This window comes from Leptotrichia rugosa (genome assembly GCF_041200005.1).
Lineage (GTDB): Bacteria > Fusobacteriota > Fusobacteriia > Fusobacteriales > Leptotrichiaceae > Leptotrichia > Leptotrichia rugosa.
Genome location: NZ_CP165644.1, coordinates 1,636,804 through 1,657,235 on the forward strand (window position 1 = coordinate 1,636,804; position 20,432 = coordinate 1,657,235).

General features: G+C 32.9%; 16 protein-coding genes, 1 tRNA gene, 3 rRNA genes and 1 pseudogene. 5 read left to right on the forward strand and 16 right to left on the reverse strand.

Translation table 11 applies throughout. The features are described 5' to 3' along the window. Positions 1-104: 104 nt before the first annotated feature. Entirely contained in the window at positions 105-938 is an 834-nt protein-coding gene (locus tag AB8B22_RS08110; RefSeq protein WP_094079905.1) for a TetR/AcrR family transcriptional regulator, read from the forward strand. 198 nt (positions 939-1,136) lie between these two features. Here the strand turns inward: AB8B22_RS08110 and queA are convergent, their stop codons facing one another. From queA to AB8B22_RS08170, 12 genes and pseudogenes are all read right to left on the reverse strand, one after another. Further along, positions 1,137-1,925, reverse strand: a complete 789-nt coding sequence (queA, locus tag AB8B22_RS08115) for a tRNA preQ1(34) S-adenosylmethionine ribosyltransferase-isomerase QueA (RefSeq protein WP_369710734.1) — start codon at positions 1,923-1,925, stop codon at positions 1,137-1,139. Between the two features lie 66 nt (positions 1,926-1,991). After that, positions 1,992-3,155, reverse strand: a complete 1,164-nt coding sequence (locus AB8B22_RS08120) for an RNA-guided endonuclease InsQ/TnpB family protein (RefSeq protein WP_369710735.1) — start codon at positions 3,153-3,155, stop codon at positions 1,992-1,994. A gap of 417 nt (positions 3,156-3,572) precedes the next feature. Further along, complete coding sequence (locus tag AB8B22_RS08125) at positions 3,573-3,689, reverse strand: MarR family transcriptional regulator (RefSeq protein WP_080680096.1); 117 nt, start codon at positions 3,687-3,689, stop codon at positions 3,573-3,575. A gap of 40 nt (positions 3,690-3,729) precedes the next feature. After that, positions 3,730-3,993: pseudogene (locus AB8B22_RS08130) on the reverse strand (S-adenosylmethionine:tRNA ribosyltransferase-isomerase); the annotation flags it as partial. A 79-nt stretch (positions 3,994-4,072) separates the two neighbouring features. Then, on the reverse strand, positions 4,073-5,077 hold the full coding sequence (locus tag AB8B22_RS08135; protein WP_094079902.1) for a hypothetical protein: 1,005 nt from the start codon (positions 5,075-5,077) through the stop codon (positions 4,073-4,075). A 93-nt stretch (positions 5,078-5,170) separates the two neighbouring features. Beyond that, positions 5,171-6,274, reverse strand: coding sequence for a peptide chain release factor N(5)-glutamine methyltransferase (gene prmC / locus AB8B22_RS08140; protein ID WP_369710736.1), 1,104 nt, complete (start codon positions 6,272-6,274; stop codon positions 5,171-5,173). Then, positions 6,267-7,346, reverse strand: a complete 1,080-nt coding sequence (gene prfA / locus AB8B22_RS08145; protein WP_094079900.1) for a peptide chain release factor 1 — start codon at positions 7,344-7,346, stop codon at positions 6,267-6,269. The genes prmC and prfA overlap by 8 nt, the downstream gene beginning before the upstream one ends. Positions 7,347-7,432: 86 nt before the next feature. Beyond that, positions 7,433-7,509, reverse strand: a tRNA-Asn gene (locus tag AB8B22_RS08150). Between the two features lie 14 nt (positions 7,510-7,523). Beyond that, a 5S ribosomal RNA gene (gene rrf / locus AB8B22_RS08155) occupies positions 7,524-7,636 on the reverse strand. Positions 7,637-7,687: 51 nt separating this feature from the next. Continuing rightward, a 23S ribosomal RNA gene (locus AB8B22_RS08160) occupies positions 7,688-10,564 on the reverse strand. A 109-nt stretch (positions 10,565-10,673) separates the two neighbouring features. Further along, a 16S ribosomal RNA gene (locus AB8B22_RS08165) occupies positions 10,674-12,171 on the reverse strand. The 16S, 23S and 5S rRNA genes sit together here with 1 tRNA gene alongside, the layout of an rRNA operon. Before the next feature lie 276 nt (positions 12,172-12,447). After that, the gene (locus AB8B22_RS08170) at positions 12,448-13,461 is read right to left on the reverse strand and encodes a DUF3829 domain-containing protein (protein WP_369710737.1); all 1,014 of its coding nucleotides are present in this window, start codon (positions 13,459-13,461) and stop codon (positions 12,448-12,450) included. A 168-nt stretch (positions 13,462-13,629) separates the two neighbouring features. Between AB8B22_RS08170 and AB8B22_RS08175 the strand changes: the two genes are divergently transcribed. Further along, on the forward strand, positions 13,630-14,301 hold the full coding sequence (locus AB8B22_RS08175) for a DUF3298 domain-containing protein (protein WP_094079898.1): 672 nt from the start codon (positions 13,630-13,632) through the stop codon (positions 14,299-14,301). Positions 14,302-14,359: 58 nt separating this feature from the next. Here the strand turns inward: AB8B22_RS08175 and AB8B22_RS08180 are convergent, their stop codons facing one another. Then, positions 14,360-15,343, reverse strand: coding sequence for a S66 peptidase family protein (locus AB8B22_RS08180; protein WP_369711943.1), 984 nt, complete (start codon positions 15,341-15,343; stop codon positions 14,360-14,362). 231 nt (positions 15,344-15,574) lie between these two features. On the opposite strand from AB8B22_RS08180, the gene truA reads away from it, so the two are divergent. Further along, positions 15,575-16,312 (forward strand): tRNA pseudouridine(38-40) synthase TruA, encoded by a 738-nt coding sequence (gene truA / locus AB8B22_RS08185; protein WP_369710738.1) that lies wholly within the window; start codon positions 15,575-15,577, stop codon positions 16,310-16,312. 144 nt (positions 16,313-16,456) lie between these two features. Beyond that, positions 16,457-16,927 (forward strand): GNAT family N-acetyltransferase, encoded by a 471-nt coding sequence (locus AB8B22_RS08190; RefSeq protein WP_094079896.1) that lies wholly within the window; start codon positions 16,457-16,459, stop codon positions 16,925-16,927. Positions 16,928-16,985: 58 nt separating this feature from the next. On the opposite strand, the gene AB8B22_RS08195 is transcribed toward AB8B22_RS08190, so the two are convergent. Then, positions 16,986-18,299, reverse strand: coding sequence for a sensor histidine kinase (locus tag AB8B22_RS08195; protein ID WP_369710739.1), 1,314 nt, complete (start codon positions 18,297-18,299; stop codon positions 16,986-16,988). Further along, positions 18,296-18,943 carry a response regulator transcription factor gene (locus AB8B22_RS08200; RefSeq protein ID WP_369710740.1) on the reverse strand — a complete coding sequence of 216 codons (648 nt, stop codon included), beginning with the start codon at positions 18,941-18,943 and terminating at the stop codon, positions 18,296-18,298. The genes AB8B22_RS08195 and AB8B22_RS08200 overlap by 4 nt, the downstream gene beginning before the upstream one ends. A gap of 368 nt (positions 18,944-19,311) precedes the next feature. Here AB8B22_RS08200 and AB8B22_RS08205 point away from each other — a divergent pair, with 368 nt between their 5' ends. Beyond that, positions 19,312-20,040, forward strand: coding sequence for a phosphatase PAP2 family protein (locus AB8B22_RS08205; RefSeq protein ID WP_369710741.1), 729 nt, complete (start codon positions 19,312-19,314; stop codon positions 20,038-20,040). 231 nt (positions 20,041-20,271) lie between these two features. Here the strand turns inward: AB8B22_RS08205 and AB8B22_RS08210 are convergent, their stop codons facing one another. Next, the gene (locus AB8B22_RS08210; RefSeq protein ID WP_369710742.1) at positions 20,272-20,412 is read right to left on the reverse strand and encodes a hypothetical protein; all 141 of its coding nucleotides are present in this window, start codon (positions 20,410-20,412) and stop codon (positions 20,272-20,274) included. Between the last annotated feature and the right edge of the window lie 20 nt (positions 20,413-20,432).

The following is a 20,432-nucleotide window of genomic DNA, read 5'->3' on the forward strand; positions in this document are numbered from 1 at the left end:
AATGGCATGCTAGTCAATTTTTTAGTGTTAAATTTGTTTTATGATCTGAAATATATTATTAAGATAATCACTAAAGGATTGTTTTTTAAGAAAGGAAAACTTTTATGAAAAGAAAAAAAAGAATTATAATTCAGCAAAGTGCTAAATTATTTTATTATAAAGGGTATTTGAATACCGAATTAACTGATATTTTTCAGGAATGTAAAATTCCAAATGACTATTTTTACAAATTTTTTTCAACAAAGGAAGAAGTTTTATTTGAAGTGATAAAATATCATACTGAAAATTTGATAAATTTTTTTAACACAATTGTAAATGATTTGTCAATTTCAAAATTTAGAGATTTTTTTCAAAAATATTTTGAAAATATAAAGAACAATAGATTTCATGGCGGAAGTCCACTTGGGAATTTGTCACTGGAATTGTCCGATATAAATAATCAAATTCGAGAAGAACTCGTTAAATCTTACCAAAAAATAGAATTGCGATTTTCTTTTTTTATAACAACTCTAAAGTATTCTTCTTTGGAAAAGTTTTCTGACATTCCTCCCGAAAGTTTAGCCAGAATTTTAATTGCGATTTTTGAGGGGACAATCCTTCTTTTAAAAACTGAAAAAGAAGAAAATGCAATAAATGATTTTTTTATTTTTTTTGATCAGACCTTTAAAATTTATGAAAAAAAAGAAAAGCCAGAAATCAAAAAAACGAAAGTTGAAATTGAAACAAAAAAATTAAAAGATGAGAATAATTTTTCAGAAGAAATTTCCATCTCTCAAAACTTTTCCGATAATTTAAAAAGTATCGAAGAAACAAAAAAAAACAAAGATAATACCGAAGATTTTAAAGAGCCTGACATGGAAGAAATAGAAAAAATGGAAAATTTAGGAAATGTTTATGGCGCTTTGAATAACTATTTCAAAAATACTTATAAAAAATAATGAAAATAGATAAAAAATATAAATTTTATAATCTTATTAAATTATCTTAAAAAAACAAAAAAATATTTTGACTTTTAAAACTTTTAATTCATTTGACAAATCCACATTTATATGGTATAAATAGGTGTCTAGAAGAGACGCCCCATCTCTACATTTAGACTTCTTTCATACAAAAAAAACGAGCACACGGCTCGTTTTTTAATATATAAACATTGAATCTCCAAAACTATAAAATCTGTATTTTTCTTTAATCGCCTCCTTATACGCAGAAAACACAAAATCTTTTCTAGCAAATGCTGAAACTAGCATAACAAGTGTAGATTTTGGCAAATGAAAATTAGTAATCATCGCGTCGACAATTTTAAATTTATAGTCTCCATAGATAAAAATATTTGTAGCTCCATTTTTTGGAAGAAGTTTACCATTTTCACCTACACAGGATTCCAATGTTCTCACCGAAGTTGTCCCAACCGCGATAATTCTATTCCCATTTTTTTTAGCTTCGTTTACAATTTTTGCAGTTTTTTCAGGAATCCAGTATTTTTCACTGTGCATTTTATGCTCTGTCACATCTTCAACTTGCACAGGTCTAAAAGTCCCAAGTCCTACATCCAAAAATACTTCTGTCAAAATGACTCCTTTTTTCTTTATTTTTTCAAGCAGTTCCATTGTAAAATGAAGCCCTGCAGTTGGTGCTGCAACTGATTCTCCTTTTTTTGCATAAACTGTCTGATAACGATTTTTATCTGAAAGTTTTTCAGTTATATAAGGTGGTAATGGCATCTCCCCCAATTTATCCAATATTTCTTCAAAATTTCCCTCAAATTCAAATTTCAAAACTCTATTTCCGTCTTCTTTAATCTCAATTAATTCAGCTTCCAGTAGTCCTTCGCTAAACACAATTTTCTGTCCTATTTTCAACTTTTTGGCAGGTTTTAGCAAGACTTCCCAAGTTTTCAAATCATATCTTTTTACTGAACCTCCCACGACTAAAGTCGCAGGGTTCTAAAATCTTTAAAAATATTTAAAAATTTTCTAAGAAGTTTGATAGCCTTACACTACCCTTATTCTTTTAGGTGTGTTCAGTTCACCTCTATTGTATAGGACGCTTAAGTCCACAACTTTACTTTTTCTTAGAATATTTAATGCTCCGTTACAATCTGCATTTATGAGTTTACTTGTGCTTGTTTGATATAGTCCTCTTTTTATTCTTTTTCCACTGAATACATATTCTTGTAGATTTTCTTTATCATATATTGGAATTTCATCTCCATCAAAGAAACTTGCTTTTGATGTATAACTCTCTTCTTGCAGCTTAAATTCTATTCCATATAGTTTACATAGATATATTAATTTATCTCTTAATTTTCCATATGGTATATTTACAAAATTTTGATTATTTATGCTTCCTATATTTGAAAGATAATCTTCTATACGATTATTTCTCCTTCTAGCTATTCTCTTTTGCCTTAATGTTGTCCGCTTAATCTTTTGCTTATCTTTTATGCTTTGCAATTTTGCATTTGTCTTGTTATAGTATTGATTTATTGATTTTAATTTTCTACCATCTATTATGAATGAAGCTCCAGTATTTGTAACACAAGTACAAAGATTATCTATACCTAAATCAATTCCTAGTGCATTTTCTTTATTTAATTCCCTTTGAACTTCTTCTACCTCATAAATGTATTGAATTTCAAAGTACCTAGAATGTTGTTTTGGCATTATTCTAATCTCTTTTATCTTCTTGCCTTTTAATACTGGTGGCAGCTTAATTTTAACTTCCTGATGAGTTTTCTTAAACGAATTTGAATAAGGAACTATCAGCATATCATCTTTTAATCTTACAAAACCTATAACAAGAGTTGTAAATCCATCTTTAGCAAGATATTTAGGTAATTTTATATCTTTAAAATTATATTGACCATTCTTAGCAAGTTTTAAAAGCCCAAAAAATGATTTGAAACTTCCGTCTGCTTCTTTTAGAATTTGTTGAGCCATATTAGAATTTAACTTCTTATAGTTTTCACTATTTTTAAGCATTTTATAGTTTTCGTTATAGCTTAAATACTTTTTCTTATTAAAATAGTATTGTCTAATATTATATATAGCTTCATTAGTTAAGTTCTTTGCTATATGACATAGATATTTTAAAATTCTAAACTCTTTTTTACTAAGATGTTTTACCTGTTGTTTTAATGTTAAATACGTATACATCACCTCACTTTCATAAGGTTATTATACCGTATTTTTAATACATTTTTCAATAATTAAGCAAAGTTTTTTATTTATTTTTAAATATTTTTAAAGTTTTTAAAACCCCACAACAGTGGGAAGCGTCGTTCACACAAGTGCGCTACTACTTATGCAGTTCTCTTATGAACTTCTTGTTATCTCTAACAAGCACAGACTATATCTTATCCATATCCTATTTCAAGGACTTAGGCGAAACCACTTCCAATACCAACCGCTTGTATTGTACTCCCCTCACGAGGGATAGTCGTTGAACTTTCCTTTTCAGGCTTAGCTGCTGATTGTCTATTATCATAATGTTTAGGATTTAACCTTGCACCATCTAGTATATTTTTTCTGCTTTCGCTACCTTCACACCTATACCATATTTTAACGAAGGTATTATGTTGTGGTTATACTAGCTTTAAGAGTTCCCAGCAGTTCAGTTTCTTTGTTGCACGGTTTTGCTCCGTGTCTACATACAAGTTTCCCTATATGCTTACTAAAATTTTCGTGCAATTCATCTCACTCCTTGCGTTGCGAGTGTTCTTGCACTATTTAATAAAAAACATTCCATCAAAGCCCCAATTTCATCTCCATACAACTTTTTATGTCCAAAAATTCTTGCAGGAATAACTTTTGTCCTATTTATGACAAGCACATCACCTTTTTTCAAATAATCAATTATATTAAAAAAATGTCTGTGTTCAAGCGTTTTTTCTTTTTTATCTAATACTAAAAGTCTGGAACTGTCTCTAGGTTCCATTGCTTTTTGTGCAATTAATTCCTTTGGCAATTCAAAATCAAAATCTGATATTTTCACTCTTTTCTCCTTTTTATTTTTAAATTTTTTATGAATTAAAAAAGATGGCAGAAACTAAAAAAGTCTCTGCCAAAAAAAATTATAAACTACCTATTACAAATGTCTTGTAAGTATCCACTCTGTTGTACCAGCCTTGTAACCATCTGCTTTCATTTCTTGGTGCATTTTTTACTCTTCTTTGTAGTACATATTTTGCAGAATTACTAAATTCTACTAAAGCACTTTGACCTGTAGCCGTTCCTTTCATATTTTCCAGTACCTGTCTTAGTCCCCAAGCAACATTGTTGTATGAGGAAACGCCCGATAATCCCTCTCCTTTAAAATTGACATAATCTATTAGAGCATAAAGTCCGTTGGGAGTTTCCACCATTCTATTAAATTGATTTTTTAAATTTTCTTTGTTTGATGATGCATTTAACATTTTTCCTAATGAGGATTTTAATCTTTCATAAATAAACATCACTTGAATATCTCTTGTATTATCAAAAAAAGAAATTAATTCTTGAATATCTTTATCTCCTCTGGATTTTTTGCTCATAAGTTCAGATTTACTTTCCCAAGGTGAAAATCTATTTTCTGCTAAAATTTTCGGCAATTTAATACCTTTGCTTCTAAAATAAGCAACCATATCAGGAAGGCTGTCTCCAAATCCACTTCTTCCACCACTAGCTTTAAACCAAGTAAAATGACCTATTCCAAGCGAAGGAAAATTTTCTCCATCATTCCAGTCAACTAAATTACTTACCGAACCGCCTGTTTCATTTTGAAAAATTTTGTTTGCAACTGACAGCAATTGCTCTCTAGTCAATTTTAATTCAGGCATTCCATCTTGAGATTTTCCATTTGTAGTAGAAATAAATTCTGTGGTGCTTGGTTTTGTATAACTTCCAGTCTGTTGCATATTTTTTACGCTGCTATTTACATTTAAATTGATACTTTGATTATTATATTGATTTTTTATTAAATTTTCTAATTGAGAATTTCCACTTGCAGATTTTACTTGTCCTCCAAACGCTGATACTGATAATGTAAGTCCTAATAATAAGATTCCTGCTGTTTTTATGATTTTCCTGTCACTAATCATTAACTCATCTCCTCTTTTTTATTTTTTCAATTTAATTTTTTTGAAACTGTTTTTTTATCACAAGATAAATGGCTTGTTTCTAAACCAAAATATTTATGAATTTTTCTGTCCAATTATAACTCTATTGTTTCCATTTAAGTCTTCAATGATTTCAATATTTCTAAATCCAAATTTCTCCATAATTTCTTTCACTTTATAGCCTTGCCTAAATCCAATTTCAAAAAGTAAAAATCCATTTTCTGCCAAATAATCTTTAGCTCTACTAGAAATTTCCAAATAAAAATATAATCCATCATTTTCTGCAAAAAGTGCTTCGCTCGGTTCGTGTAAAGTGTCATCAGACATTATTCCCATTTCACCTAAAGAAATATACGGCGGATTTGACACAATCATGTCAAAACTATTGAATTCGACATTTTCAAACAAATCCGATTTTATAAATTTTATGTTTTTTGAATTCAGCATTTTTTTATTTTTTTCAGATGTTTCCAATGCTTTTTCCGATATATCTACACCTAAAACATAACTATTTTCGATTTCTAACGCTATTGTTATTCCTATTATACCACTTCCACAGCCAATATCAAGTATTTTTTTTGAATTTTTATTTTCTTTTCCATTTTTTTTTAAAATTTCAATGGCTTTTTGAACCAAAACTTCAGTATCCTGACGTGGAATTAATACACCCTTATCCACATAAAATTTTCTTCCATAAAATTCTTGTTCATTTAAAAGATATTGTATCGGAAAATTTTCTTTCCCAACTTTTGAAATAAATTTTCTTAATTTATCTTTTTTTTCTTTAAATATTTTCTCATTATACTTCGTAAAAAGCATCATTCTCTCAATTTCCAAAACGCTTGAAAATATAATTTCCGCTTTTAGCTTAGCTTCATTCACATGATTTTTTTTTAAAAAATCAATACTTTTAACAAGTAAACTTTTTAAACTATCGTCATCTTTAACTTCAATTGAACTCGAAATATCTTTATTTCTTTTTAATGCATCAGTCAATTTTTCTTTTATTTTATTAATTTCAAACTGCGAAAGTTCCTTTTCAAAATTTGCATAAAGCATTATTCTTGGCATTTTCAATACTTCTGAAAAAATACTTTCGACCTTTAATCTTGCATCTTTTATGTGTCTTTTTTTCAAATACTCAACAGATTTATTTAATATATCAAGCAATTTATTCATTATCACCAACAGCTTTAAGCATTTCAGCCTGGTCATAAGCAATCAGTGCATCAATCATTTCGTCCAAATCTCCGTCCAAAACTGCTTCAAGTCTATGCAAAGTCAATTTAATTCTATGATCTGTAACTCTTCCTTGTGGAAAATTATAAGTTCTAATTTTTTCAGATCTATCACCGCTTCCCACCTGAGATCTTCTTTCATTTTCCACTTCTTTTCTCTGTTTTTCATATTCCATTTCATAAAGTTTTGAAGCCAGCACTTTCATCGCAGCTTCTTTATTTTTAATTTGTGAACGCCCATCTTGGGAAGTAACAACAAGCCCTGTCGGCAAATGTGTAATTCTAACCGCTGAATCTGTAGTGTTTACATGTTGTCCACCCGCTCCACTCGATCTATAAGTATCAATTTTTAAATCACTTGGATTAATTTCAACTTCGCTCACATCATCAATTTCAGGAAGCACTGCAACTGTAATTGTTGAAGTATGAACCCTTCCAGAAGACTCAGTCGCAGGAACTCTTTGAACTCTGTGAACCCCACTTTCAAATTTTAATCTCGAATAAGCTCCATGCCCCTTAATAAGAAAAGTCACTTCTTTTAGTCCACCAACTCCAATTTCACTTTTATCAATAATTTCTGTTTTCCAACGATTTCTCTCAGCATATCTTATAAACATTCTAAATATATCATAAGCAAAAAGTGCAGCTTCATCTCCACCCGCACCTGCTCTAATTTCCATAATAACGTTTTTGTCATCATTAGGATCTTTAGGTAATAAAAGTACTTTCAATTCCTCTTCTAATATAGGAATCTTTTCTTCAATCAAATGAATTTCTTCCAACATCATTTCTTTCATCTCGTGATCTTTTTCTGTTTTCAAATCTTCTTTAAGATTTTCCATTTCTTCTTTTTGCTCTTTATAATAAGTATATTTTTGAACCACTTCATCAATACTGTTCAAAGCCTTATTATATTCCATAATTTTTTTAGGATCACTAGTAACTTCGGGACTCATAAGTAAATCCGTAAGTTCTTTATGTTTTAAAACAACATCATCTAATTTTTGAAACATATTTATTTTTCACTCCTATTTTTTCTCTTTTTCTACTTCCAACAATTTTTATTATAACATATCTTTCTTAGTTTTTCAATAAAAAATGGCGTCCCCGGCTGGGCTCGAACCAGCGGCCCTCTGATTAACAGTCAGATGCTCTAACCAGCTGAGCTACGGAGACGCAGAAAAAGAAAAGTTTGGCGACTGCCCATTTTCCCTGGCGCATGCCAAGTATCGTAGGCGCAAGCAGACTTAACTGCCGGGTTCGGGATGTCACCGGGTGTATCCCTGCCGCAATGGTCACCAAACAAGAATGGATGTAAAGGGCAATGGGAAATAAATAGCAGGCGAGCAAAAGATTAAAAAAGCCCAAGTAATATTAGTACTGGTCAACTGAACGCATTGCTGCGCTTACATCCCCAGCCTATCGACCACATGTTCTCTGTGGATACTGCGAGCACTCATCTCAAAGCCGGCTTCTCGCTTAGATGCTTTCAGCGATTATCCTTACCAGACGTGACTACTCAGCCGTGCCACTGGCGTGACAGCTGATACATCAGAGGTCTGTCCAACCCGGTCCTCTCGTACTAAGGTCAGATCTTTTCAGTGCTCAAGCGCCTGCAGTGGATAGGGACCGAACTGTCTCACGACGTTCTGAACCCAGCTCGCGTGCCTCTTTAATGGGCGAACAGCCCAACCCTTGGGACCTTCTCCAGCCCCAGGATGAGACGAGCCGACATCGAGGTGCCAAACACTTCCGTCGATATGGACTCTTGGGAAGTATCAGCCTGTTATCCCCGGGGTAGCTTTTATCCGTTGAGCGACTACTTCCATGAGGGACCGCCGGATCACTAACTCCTACTTTCGTACCTGCTCGACCCGTCGGTCTTGCAGTCAAGCTCCCTTATGCGTTTGCACTCGAAGGCTGATTTCCATCCAGCCCGAGGGAACCTTTGAACGCCTCCGTTACTCTTTTGGAGGCGACCGCCCCAGTCAAACTGCCCGCCTAGCACTGTCTCCGCGAGCGGATTAGAATTCCGGCAGCATATGGTTGGTATTCCAACAGCGACTCGGAAGAGGCTGGCGCCTCAACTTCGCAGTCTCCCAACTATCCTATACACACGTTGCCAGAACCCAATGCCAGGCTGCAGTGAAGCTCCACGGGGTCTTTCCGTCCTACTGCAGGTAGCCGGTATCTTCACCGGCATTACAACTTCACCAGGTCTCCAGCCAAGACAGCTCTCAAATCATTTCACCATTCGTGCAGGTCGGAACTTACCCGACAAGGAATTTCGCTACCTTAGGACCGTTATAGTTACGGCCGCCGTTCACCGGGGCTTCAAATCGGAGCTCTCACTCCTCCTCTTAACCTTCCGGCACTGGGCAGGTGTCAGCCCATATACGTCGCCTTCCAGCTTAGCATAGACCTGTGTTTTTGGTAAACAGTTGCTTGAGACTCTTCACTGCGGCCTGTTTCCCCTTGAGGCGCTTCTCCCCTCAGGTATGTCAGGCACCCCTTCTCCCGAAGTTACGGGGCTATTTTGCAGAGTTCCTTAGCTAGAGTTATCCTGTCGGCCTTAAGTTTCTCACTCTGTCCACCTGTGTCGGTTTAGGGTACGGGCGCTGTCCAGTCTCGCTAGAAGTTTTTCTTGGCAGTGTAGGATCTGTGACTTGTGCAGGAGCACTTGCCCATAGGGTCTCACCTTTAGGCACGCGGATTTGCCTGCGTGCCCAGGCTACGCCTTTAGAAAGGCTATTCCGTCAGCCTTCTCACATACCTTGCTGCGTCACTCCGTCACTCAGGCGACTGACAGCGGTACAGGAATATTAACCTGTTTCCCATTCGCAATCACATCTCTGCTTACGCTTAGGTCCCGACTTCCCGGGGCGGACAAACCTTCCCCGGAAACCTTGGACTTCCGGAGGGATTCTCGCCCTCCTTCTCGCTACTCATTCCTGCATTCTCGCTTCTGATGTCTCCAGCAGGCCTTCCTAAGCCTTCGCAGACCTACAGAACGCTCTCCTACCAAGCGGCATGGTACTTCCACAGCTTCGGTTTATGTCTTGAGCCCCGTTACATCTTCGGCGCAGATACTCTCGACCAGTGAGCTATTACGCACTCTTTCAAGGCATGGCTGCTTCTAAGCCAACCTCCTGGTTGTCTGTGAATATCCACCTCCTTTCCCACTTAGACATAATTTGGGACCTTAGCTGGTGGTCTGGGCTGTTCCCCTCTCGTCCGCGGACCTTGTCATCCACGGACTCACTCCGAATCAGTAATAAATGGTATTCGCAGTTTGCTTGATTTCGGTAAGCAGTACGCCCCTAGATCATACAGTGCTCTACCCCCAGTTATCTAAGATTCAGGCTGCACCTAAATGCATTTCGGAGAGAACGGGCTATTTCCTAGTTCGATTGGCTTTTCACCCCTAGACCTATCTCATCTCCCAACTTTTCAACGGCGGTGAGTTCTACCTCCACTGAGTCTTACCTCAGCTTCAGCCTGGACTAGATCACTAGGTTTCGCGTCTATGACCAGCGACTTAGCCGCCCTGTTAAGACTCGGTTTCCCTTCGGCTTCATTAATTAGCCTTGCCACTGATCATAACTCGCAGGATGATTAACCAAAATCCACGCAGTCACCCCGAAGGGCTCCTACCGTTTGTAAGCACACGGTTTCAAATTCTATTTCACTCCCTTGCACAGGGTTCTTTTCACCTTTCCCTCACGGTACTCTTCACTATCGGTCAATAACAGTATTTAGCCTTGCGTGATATGGTCCACGCTGATTCACGCCAAGTTCCTCGTGCTTGACGCTACTCGGGAGTTTCAAGTCATGACCCAGCATTTACGTGATACAGGACTGTCACCTTCTACGGTTCAGCTTTCCAGCTGATTCTACTTACTACACTTAGACATTATGGCGTCAGTCGTATGAAATCCCACAACCCCGTGCCGGCAACGCTGCCAGCTTGACACCGGCACGGTTTAGGCTTCTCCCCGTTCGCTCGCCGCTACTCAGGGAATCGTTTTTACTTTCTTTTCCTCCTGCTACTTAGATGTTTCAGTTCGCAGGCTTACCACTCTCGTGCATGCTCTTCAAGCATGCGGGTTGCCCCATTCGGAGATTCAGGCGTCATTGATTATGTGCATCTCACTGACTTATCGCAGCTTATCGCGTCCTTCTTCGGCTGTTATTGCCCAGCATCCTCCGTGTGCTCTTAATTAGCTTTTTTATCAAACAGAATAATCTATTTTGTTGTAATCTTTTACCTACTATTCATTTCCCATTGTCCTTAAAAGGAAAAACTTCAAAGAAGAAGCGCAGGAAAACATGCTCCTTAGAAAGGAGGTGATCCATCCGCACCTTCCGGTACGGATACCTTGTTACGACTTCACCCCAATCACTGTCCACACCTTAGATGCCTTCTTCCGAAAGGTTAGACCGGCAGCTTCAGGTGCAGACAACTCTCGTGGTGTGACGGGCGGTGTGTACAAGACCCGAGAACGTATTCACCGCGGCATTGCTGATCCGCGATTACTAGCGATTCCAACTTCATGAAGCCGAGTTGCAGGCTTCAATCCGAACTTGGACTGGCTTTAGAGGTTGGCTTGGCATTGCTGCGTCGCATCTCTCTGTACCAGCCATTGTAGCACGTGTGTAGCCCAGATCATAAGGGGCATGATGACTTGACGTCATCCCCACCTTCCTCCTGCTCTTCGCAGGCAGTCTCGCTAGAGTCCCCAACCTGATGATGGCAACTAGCGATAGGGGTTGCGCTCGTTGCGGGACTTAACCCAACATCTCACGACACGAGCTGTCGACAGCCATGCACCACCTGTCACTCGGCTCCCGAGGGCACAGCGGCGTCTCCGCCGCCTTCCGAGGATGTCAAGATCTGGTAAGGTTCCTCGCGTTGCGTCGAATTAAACCACATGCTCCACCGCTTGTGCGGGTCCCCGTCAATTCCTTTGAGTTTCAGCCTTGCGGTACTCCTGGCGGATTACTTATCGCATTAGCTTCGGCACGGACACTCTTCATGCCCACACCAGTAATCATCGTTTACAGCTAGGACTACCAGGGTATCTAATCCTGTTCGCTCCCCTAGCTTTCGCACTTCAGCGTCAGTTGCCGTCCAGTGAACTATCTTCATCATCGGCATTCCTGCACATATCTACGAATTTCACCTCTACTCGTGCAGTTCCGTCCACCTCTCCAGCACTCAAGCCGGGTAGTTTCAAGGCAGGCTGCTGGTTGAGCCAGCAGTTTTCACCCCGGACTTACCGGCCTAGATGCCCTTTATGCCCAATAATTCCGGATAACGCTCGCGACATACGTATTACCGCGGCTGCTGGCACGTATTTAGCCGTCGCTTCTTCTGCAGGTACAGTCACTTCCTTCCTCCCTGCTGAAAGCACTTTACGATCCGAAAACCTTCTTCGTGCACACAGAATTGCTGGATCAGGGTTGCCCCCATTGTCCAATATTCCCCACTGCTGCCTCCCGTAGGAGTAAGGTAGTATCTCAGTCCCCTTGTGGTAGTCCACCCTCTCAGGTGGCTACCTATCATCGCCTTGGTAAGCCGTCACCTTACCAACCAGCTAATAGGACGCAAAGCTCTCGGACGGCATCCTTTTCATGGGTAAGCCATGCGGTAAGCCCACAGTATCCGGTCTTGCCAGCCGTTTCCAGCTGTTATCCCGGTCCATCCGGCAAGTTCTTTACGCGTTACTCACCCGTCCGCCATGGTTGCCACGGCGCAAGCGCCGCTTCCCCATCGACTTGCATGTGTTAAGCATTCTGTCAGCGTTCATCCTGAGCCAGGATCAAACTCTTCATTCAACATTATATTTCACCTTATTGTTCCTTGACGAGGCCTATTTCTAAGCCTTGACTTCTATTTTCTTATCTATCACTCTGCTTTTTCTTCTTCTCTTTCCATTGTCCTTCCGCCGACCTTTTCCCAATCGACGGAATATATTATATCAAAAAAAATTTCCGTTGTCAACTCTTTTTTTAAAAAAATTTTTTAAATTGGGAATAACATATAATCAAGTGTAACATTAAAATGTATAAAAAAAACTTGTAAAATCAACAACTGACTTCACAAGATATTTTTTATTTTTTATTTTTTAACTGTTTCACCAAGAGTCTGTTATGCTCTTTTACAACTTCATTAAATGTTGCTACTACATTTTCTGGTGTCCCTTCTTCTGTTTGCGCATAAAATCCATCACTTACTGATGAGTAAGTTGCTTTTTCTTTTTTCTTAATTCTTGTTATAAATCTATTTGCAGAATCTTTAAAAATCTTGGCTTTTGTGATGAATACATTATGATCGTTTAAGTCAAATCCTTCTTTTTTCATCTGTTTTCCATTTTTTACACTTTTTTCAAGCTTTAATAGTGACTTGTCGATTTTATCAAATATTTTTTTAAAATCTTTATCATTTCCTTTAATTGTAAAATTGCTTGCATCTAATTTTTGCCTACGAATTTCATTTATAAAATCTTCTCCACTATCTATATAAACTAACTGCCTATATGTAATGAAAAATTTTCTTTTGTCATAATCTTTTTCCATCAAATTTTTTACTTCTTTTGATTTTTTCTCAAAGGCTTCTTTATAAGCTTTCGCAACACTATTGTATTTTTCAAGGTTATCTAATAATTGTCCATGTAAATTTTCTCCCAATGAAAAATTATCTTTTAGATATTGTTTATTTTTATAATAATTTTTCATACTTTCACTTATAGGCAACATCTTTTCTAATACTGGTAACATAGCTATTGCTTTTTTATCCAAATCATCTTTTTTATCATTACTTTCTTCTAAAGTTTTTAATTTATTTATAAACTCCTGATCTATTGGAATATTTAACTCTATATCTTCTGACTGCGACCTGTCAATTGTTCGTTCCATTCCTGCATCTTCAAAATAATATAGCAATCCTTTGTCTATACTCAAGATTCTATTATAAAATCTTATATGTTTGTTATATTTTACTTTATTAGTTTCAAGCAGTGCTTGTTCTTTCGTTTTGACATTTTTTTGGACTTTTTCCACTTTTACAAATTTTGTCATTATTACCAAACTAAGCATAACAAGTATAAGTAAGCCTATTTTTTTCATTAATTTTTATACCGTCCTTTTTTTTATTCTTAAAATTTCTCTCACTTTTCAATTATAATAATTTTTAAAGACCATGTCAAGCAAATGAAAAAATAATATATTTGATTATTTGTAAATTTTAGTATATAATATAGCAAATGAAAAAAATTTTTTTGAGGTGATTATAAAATGAAAAAACTAACATTGTTATTCATGGCATTGCTTATGTTTAACTTGTCATTTGCGAAACAAAAAGAAAAAGTGGATACAACTTTTACATTTACAAACTTTGATGCCAAATCAGAAAGTGGTATAACTCCGTTAAAAAGAACAAAAATTTTAGGAAAATCAAGAGTTGAATATTTTGCATTCACAGGTAAAAAATCAGATGTTGTCAGACAGATGAATAAATCAATGGAAAAATTTATTCAAGAATTTAAATCAACTAAAGACAAAACCTATACTGTTACTTCAAGAGTAACTGGAAATAATGGTTATTTCGTGAGTGTTGCTTTTGATGCAGTTGAAAAAAATTCAAAAGTCGGAATGTTGTCTAAAGAAACTGATGGTATTTCATTCAATGTCAAAAGCGGTAAGCCATTATTGTTAAAAGATTTATTTTTTCCTGGTTATGAAAAAGAATTGGAAAATTTGATTACTGGTAAATTTGCAGAATTAGGATTACAAAAATCAGATGAAACAAGATTTAAAGGAGTTTCTAAAAAAACAAATTTTTATCTAGAAGATGATGCTCTAATTTTAGTTTATAACAAAAATTTAGGAACTAATTTTGCCGATGGACAAGCATTTATTCCATTTTTATTTAAAGATCTAATAGGTCTTCTTAACATTCAGCAATAACTATAAAAACCTAAAATAAAAAGAACTGTCAATAAATTTATTGACAGTTTTATTTTTTTTATTTAGTTGATTTTTCAATAATCGCTTCTCTTTTATATGTGTCAATTTTTACATTTGCTCCAATAGGAATCGTAATAAATGGTCTTACATGCCCTGATTTTAACCCTTTGATTATTGGAATGTTAAGTTTTCCAAAATTGTCGTAAAAAACTTCATCTATGCTCATATCAGTTGGATCAGCCTTTTTAGGATTTCTAAAATCTCCTATTATTATCCCTTTTAGATTTTTAAATTTTCCAGCTAACCTAAGCTGCTGCAGCATTCTATCTACACGATAGCTATCTTCATTTACTTCTTCCAAAAATAAAACTTTACCATCTGTATTTATTTCGTAGTCAGTTCCCAAAGTCGCAACAATTAACGACAAATTTCCACCTGTTATTCTTCCACTGCCACGCCCACTTTTCATAATTGTATAACTGTTGTCAAAATCCAATAAATTATACGAAGAATTGCTCATAAATGCTTTATTAAATGAATTTTCTGTTGTTGATGGAATTTCTTTTAAATTATCCGCCATCGGTCCGTGAAAAGTTACAAGTCCTGTTTTTTCATTGATTGCAAGTAATAAAGTTGTGATGTCACTAAATCCAGAAATAATTTTAGGATTTTTTTTAATTGCATCATAATTTAACTTATCAATAAATCTGATCGCTCCATATCCTCCTCTAATTGCAAAAATCGCATTAATTCTAGGATTTGCAAACATATCATTTATATCTTTTGCTCTCACAGCGTCATTCCCTCCAAATCCATACCACTTTGAATCAAATGATCTTCCAAAAACTATATTAAAGCCTCTATTTCTTAAATATTCAACTTCATACATTGCATTATCTCCTTTATAATTAGCAGGCGCAACTAATCCTATCGTATCGCCAGGTTTTAACCCTTTCGGAATAATGACTTCATTACTTTCAACAGTAAATGCACATACACTAAATAATAAATTCATAAAAAAAAATAACAATTTATTTTTCACTTTCAAAACTTTTCCTCCATTTATTAAATTTTTTTCATATTTGCAAAATTAATTACAAACTATAAAAAAAGTATAACATAAAAAATTGATTATCACAATAAAAGAAAAATTAAAAATATTAAAGTTATTTTTTCTTGACTTATTTTAAAATATGTTATACCATTTTAAAAAGAATAAAATAATAATTAAAACAATAATTTTTTTTAAGAAAGAAAGAAAAGAACAAAAAATATGAAAAAAAACATAAAAATAATTTACCAATACGATGGAAGTAAATTTTCTGGTTTTCAAAGACAAAAATCACAAAAAACTGTGCAAGGAGAAATTGAAAAGATTATAAAAAATACTTTTTCTCAAGAAATAAATATGATTTCATCGGGGCGGACAGATAAAGGTGTTCACGCTTATGAGCAAGTATCAAATTTTTTTATTGACAAAAATATACCGATTGAGCCGATAAAAAGACAGCTTAATAAAAGTTTAAAAGGCGAGATAAAAATTTTAGCAATAAACGAGGTTTCTGATACATTTAATGCTCGATTTGATGCAAAAAGTCGTACTTATCTCTACATTATGAAACTAGAAGATAAAATTACACCGTTTGAGAGTTCTTATGTCACGCCGATTGCAAAATCAATTGAAGTAAAAAAGTTTCAAAAAATTATGGATGAATTTATTGGAATTCATAATTTCAGCAGTTTTATGAAAAAAGATAAGGCGTATAGAAATCCTGTGAGAGAAATTTTTTACATAAAATGTTACTCTGAAAATGATGCAATAAAAATTGAGATTTGTGGAAATGGATTTTTGAAAACAATGGTTAGAATAATGATTGGCTCAGCGCTTTCTATTTATTTTGGAAAAGAAAATATTGACTATATAAAAAAAAGACTTGAAAATCCAGATGAAAACTGTAAAAAAATATTGTCTCGTTCTGAAGGACTATATTTATATAAAGTTAATTATTAAAATTTTAAATTATAACTTAATTCAATCGAATAAATTAAATTAAATTAAAAAGAGAAGAAAAGATAAAATAAAATAAGATAAGATAAGATAAGATAAGATAGAAAAGAAAATTAAAGTAAAAAAGAAAGAAAGAAAGGAAGGTTTATGGAAAACTATAAAATAAAAGTTTTAGATGCGAAAAAAGATTCAGATTTGCTGTTTAAAATAGTAGAACACGAAAATGAAGTATTTGGAGAAGCGACGGTTGGAAATTGGAATATAAAGCCATTTGCAAAATATGGAAAAGTTTTTGTTGCGATGACAGATGATGAAAAGGAAGAACTTATCTCAGTAATCGAAGTTCTTAGCAGTTTTGACAAAGAATTAGCTTACATCTACGGAGTTTCTACAGTTCCAAAATTTGAAAAAAAAGGCTACGCAACGAAACTTTTGGAATATACAATTCAATATTTAAAAAAAATAGGAATTAAAAAATTTGAACTAACCGTTGATATTGACAATTTTGCCGCACAAAAAATCTATAAAAAATTAAATTTTAAAATTGTGGAAAATTTGGAAAATGAATATGGAGACAATGTAAAAAGATATTTGATGAGATGTATTGAAAAAAATTAAAAAAAGGCTATTAATAAGTAACTTTATTTGAGAGTGTCAAAATTTTGGATACTCTCTTTTATTTTTCAAATTCAATTTTTTTAAATATCATTCTTACATCAAGTCCATTTTCTCTATTTTCTAAATAAATTTCGCCGTCATTTAACAAAATTATATCTTTTATAATTGAAAGTCCAAGTCCTGCTCCTTTTTTAGCGTTTTTCCCTTGAAAATTACGATTAAACAGTTTTTTCTTTTCTTCTTCAGGAATCCCTTCTCCATAATTTCTTACGATAATTTCAGCCATTTCATCTTCTTTGGCAATTAATTCAATATTTCCGACAGAATATTTTATGCTATTGTCAATCAATCCACGTAAAACTTCTGAAATTAAGTTTTTATCAACAAAAATATTCACATTGCCATCGGATTTTACTAAAATTTTCCTTTTGATATTCAAAAGTTCATAATCTTTTTTTATTTTTTCAAAAAGTTGTTTTACATCGATAACTTCTTTTTTAATAGTAATTTTTTCGAGATTAGAACTTAAAAATAATGTATTTATTATTCTTTCAATATTTTTTACCTCAAGATTCAAATTTTCAATGGCTTCATTTAATAAATCTTTGTCATTTTTTCCCCATTCTAATATATCTAAATAACCTTTCATTATGGCAAGTGGCGTTTTTAATTCGTGCGACACATCAGAAGAAAAAGTCTTTTGACTCTTTATAATCTCCTCTTTTTTCTTAAAAGTTTCATTCAACACATCAATTAATTCTCCAATTTCGTCATCTCTTGTTTTGGTCAATTGTGCATCAATATTATGATTATTTATTTCCTTACTTTGAAAAATTATATTTGACAACGGATTTAACACATATTCTGCTACAATTTTTGAAATTATGATAATTGAAATTGTGATTAAAATAAACATTAAAAGCATAACATACAAAATTTCATGTGCTTCCATAAATTCAAAATTTCTTATTGCATAATATTTTGTATTATTCACAGTGTAAATTCTTTTGTAGACAAATCTGTCCCATTTTGTTTCAAGTTTATTCTCTTTAATTTTCTTAAAATCCGAATGATTTTCGTCATCTGTCAAATAAATGAAATTCCCATTTTTTTCAACTGCAAGGGAAATATATTGTTTATCAGCATAATCATAGTTTTTGTAAGTTTCTTTCAATTTATCAGTCGGAACATTATTTAATTTTTCGATGGCAGATAAGACAAGTTTATCCATTTCTTTAGTTTCCGCTTCAACAGCTTTATGAATTAAAAATATGGTCATTCCCAAGATAATTATAAATGAGATAAAAACTAGACTTACTGTATTTGCAAAAATTATTTTATCTTTTATTTTTTTTAATTTTATTTTTTTCATATTTTTAAAATATACCCAATTCCTCTCACAGTTTTAATTTTTTCTTTTCCCAATTTTTGCCTAATTTTTTTCATCGTGCTGTCAAGAAGATTATCACTAGCTTCCCAGCCCCATATTTTTTCAACGATTTTATCTCGTGAAACAATTTCCTCTTTATTCTCAGTCAAAAGTTTAACCAGCTCAAATTCTGTTTTTGTCAATAAAACAGGAGTTTCTTCCAAATAAACAGAATAATTTTCTGTATTTAACTTTAAAGTTTTATAAACGATTTCAGAAATTTTCTCTTTTCTAATATTTATGTCAATTCTTGCATCAAGCTCAAGAAAATCAAAAGGTTTTGTAACATAATCGCTCGCTCCTGATTTTAATAATTCAACTTTTTCTTCCGTATTATTTTTCGCAGAAACAACGATTATTGGAACTTCTGATATTTTTCTAACATTTTTGCAGACATCATTCCCTTCCATCGAAGGAAGTCCCAAATCCAGAAGCATCAAATCATAAAAGTCCCTTTTTCTGTCAATTTCATTTAATGCGTCAATTCCATTTTCGATTATCGTTATTTCATGATTTTTGTGTTCAAGCTGTAATTTTAAAATACGTGATATTTTTTTATCATCTTCAACAACTAATATCTTTCCCATTTTTTTCTTTTATTTTTTCCTTTCTAAAATTTATTCAGTTTAAATTCAGTTTTAAATTTACTTTTTATGATACCATTACTTATTGAAAATATTATATCTTAATTTTACAAAAATAAAAAGGCATTAAATTAAATAAACTAATAATTTTTTCATTAATAAAGTAATTTTAATAATAAAACAGGAGCTTTTTGTAAGTTCCTTTTTTATTTTATTTAATAAAGAATTTATTCAGTTTAAATTCAGTTTAAAATTTGTTTTTTATGATACCATTACTTATCGAAAATATTATATCTTAATTTTAAAAAAATAAGAATATATAAATTTAGAAATTACTAATTATCTAAAATAAAAATAAAGAAGGAGATGTGATGCAATTGAAACTAACAAATTATATTTTTTCTGTAGATAAATTCTTTTTTAAACATTTATCTTATAATTCAAATTTCAGCATTTTTAAACATTCAGAAAGTATTGAAAAATTTTTTCGTTTAATTACTAAATTTGGAGAAGGATATTTGGAATTAATGCTTACAGTTGTATTGCTATCATTCTTTTTAATCAATAAACAGAAATATAATTTTTTAAAAAAATATATTTTAGCAGTAATTTTTACTTTGCTTTCTACTCAAATTATATTGAATATAATGAAAGTGTTATTCGCAAGAGCAAGACCGTCGATAACTATAAATCCTGATAAATTTTATGGAATAATGACTTTGATTAAAAATAGTTCATTTTGGAAAGGAAGTTATGTATCTTTTCCATCAGGACATACAATTACTATTTGGGGAACAATTTGGATTTTATCTTTTATCATAAAAAGCAAAGCAATAAAAATACCGTTATTCATCTTGGGAATTTTAGTAGGAATGAGCCGTATTTATTTGGTGCGTCATTGGACTACTGATGTTGTTGCAAGTGTTATTCTTTCATATTTTATCGCAAAATTTGTGCATAAAAAGATGTTTGAGAATAAAGAAAGAATTAGAAAAACAAGATTATTTTCTTATGACAGAAAAACAAATATTGGAATCTTAAAAAAAGATATAATGGCAAATACTTTAAATTATAAAAATAAAAATTTAAAAACAGGATGATAAAAATATCATCCTGCATATATATTATATTTTGAGTTTATATAAAATTTTGGACACTCTCACAAATTTTAAACTTGTTTGGTATTAAAATTTGCTTTTCGATTAATGTGTCTGAATTTTTTATTATTAAATGAGTAGGAATTATATCATTAATCATCTATTATAATTTTTTCATCAAATGTTCTGTAACGTTATCAATAACCATATATCTATCGTTATTTAATATTCGTGCTACTGCATATTATCAGATATTTTTTTTATAAGATGTATTATTGTTCTAGAAGAAAGTGGAAAATCTTTATCAACTAATTTACAAATACTTCCTTTTTCTTCAATTATTTTATAATTTTCATAAGTTATTCCTTGATACATTTTTTATATGTATATAATTT

What these genes read in the sequence shown, in the direction of transcription:
- AB8B22_RS08110 (WP_094079905.1), top strand. Translation starts at nt 105, where the DNA reads ATGAAAAGAAAAAAAAGAATTATAATTCAGCAAAGTGCTAAATTATTT.
- AB8B22_RS08120 (WP_369710735.1), bottom strand. Translation starts at nt 3,155, where the DNA reads ATGTATACGTATTTAACATTAAAACAACAGGTAAAACATCTTAGTAAA.
- AB8B22_RS08135 (WP_094079902.1), bottom strand. Translation starts at nt 5,077, where the DNA reads ATGATTAGTGACAGGAAAATCATAAAAACAGCAGGAATCTTATTATTA.
- prmC (WP_369710736.1), bottom strand. Translation starts at nt 6,274, where the DNA reads ATGAATAAATTGCTTGATATATTAAATAAATCTGTTGAGTATTTGAAA.
- prfA (WP_094079900.1), bottom strand. Translation starts at nt 7,346, where the DNA reads ATGTTTCAAAAATTAGATGATGTTGTTTTAAAACATAAAGAACTTACG.
- AB8B22_RS08170 (WP_369710737.1), bottom strand. Translation starts at nt 13,461, where the DNA reads ATGAAAAAAATAGGCTTACTTATACTTGTTATGCTTAGTTTGGTAATA.
- AB8B22_RS08175 (WP_094079898.1), top strand. Translation starts at nt 13,630, where the DNA reads ATGAAAAAACTAACATTGTTATTCATGGCATTGCTTATGTTTAACTTG.
- truA (WP_369710738.1), top strand. Translation starts at nt 15,575, where the DNA reads ATGAAAAAAAACATAAAAATAATTTACCAATACGATGGAAGTAAATTT.
- AB8B22_RS08190 (WP_094079896.1), top strand. Translation starts at nt 16,457, where the DNA reads ATGGAAAACTATAAAATAAAAGTTTTAGATGCGAAAAAAGATTCAGAT.
- AB8B22_RS08195 (WP_369710739.1), bottom strand. Translation starts at nt 18,299, where the DNA reads ATGAAAAAAATAAAATTAAAAAAAATAAAAGATAAAATAATTTTTGCA.
- AB8B22_RS08200 (WP_369710740.1), bottom strand. Translation starts at nt 18,943, where the DNA reads ATGGGAAAGATATTAGTTGTTGAAGATGATAAAAAAATATCACGTATT.
- AB8B22_RS08205 (WP_369710741.1), top strand. Translation starts at nt 19,312, where the DNA reads ATGCAATTGAAACTAACAAATTATATTTTTTCTGTAGATAAATTCTTT.
- AB8B22_RS08210 (WP_369710742.1), bottom strand. Translation starts at nt 20,412, where the DNA reads ATGTATCAAGGAATAACTTATGAAAATTATAAAATAATTGAAGAAAAA.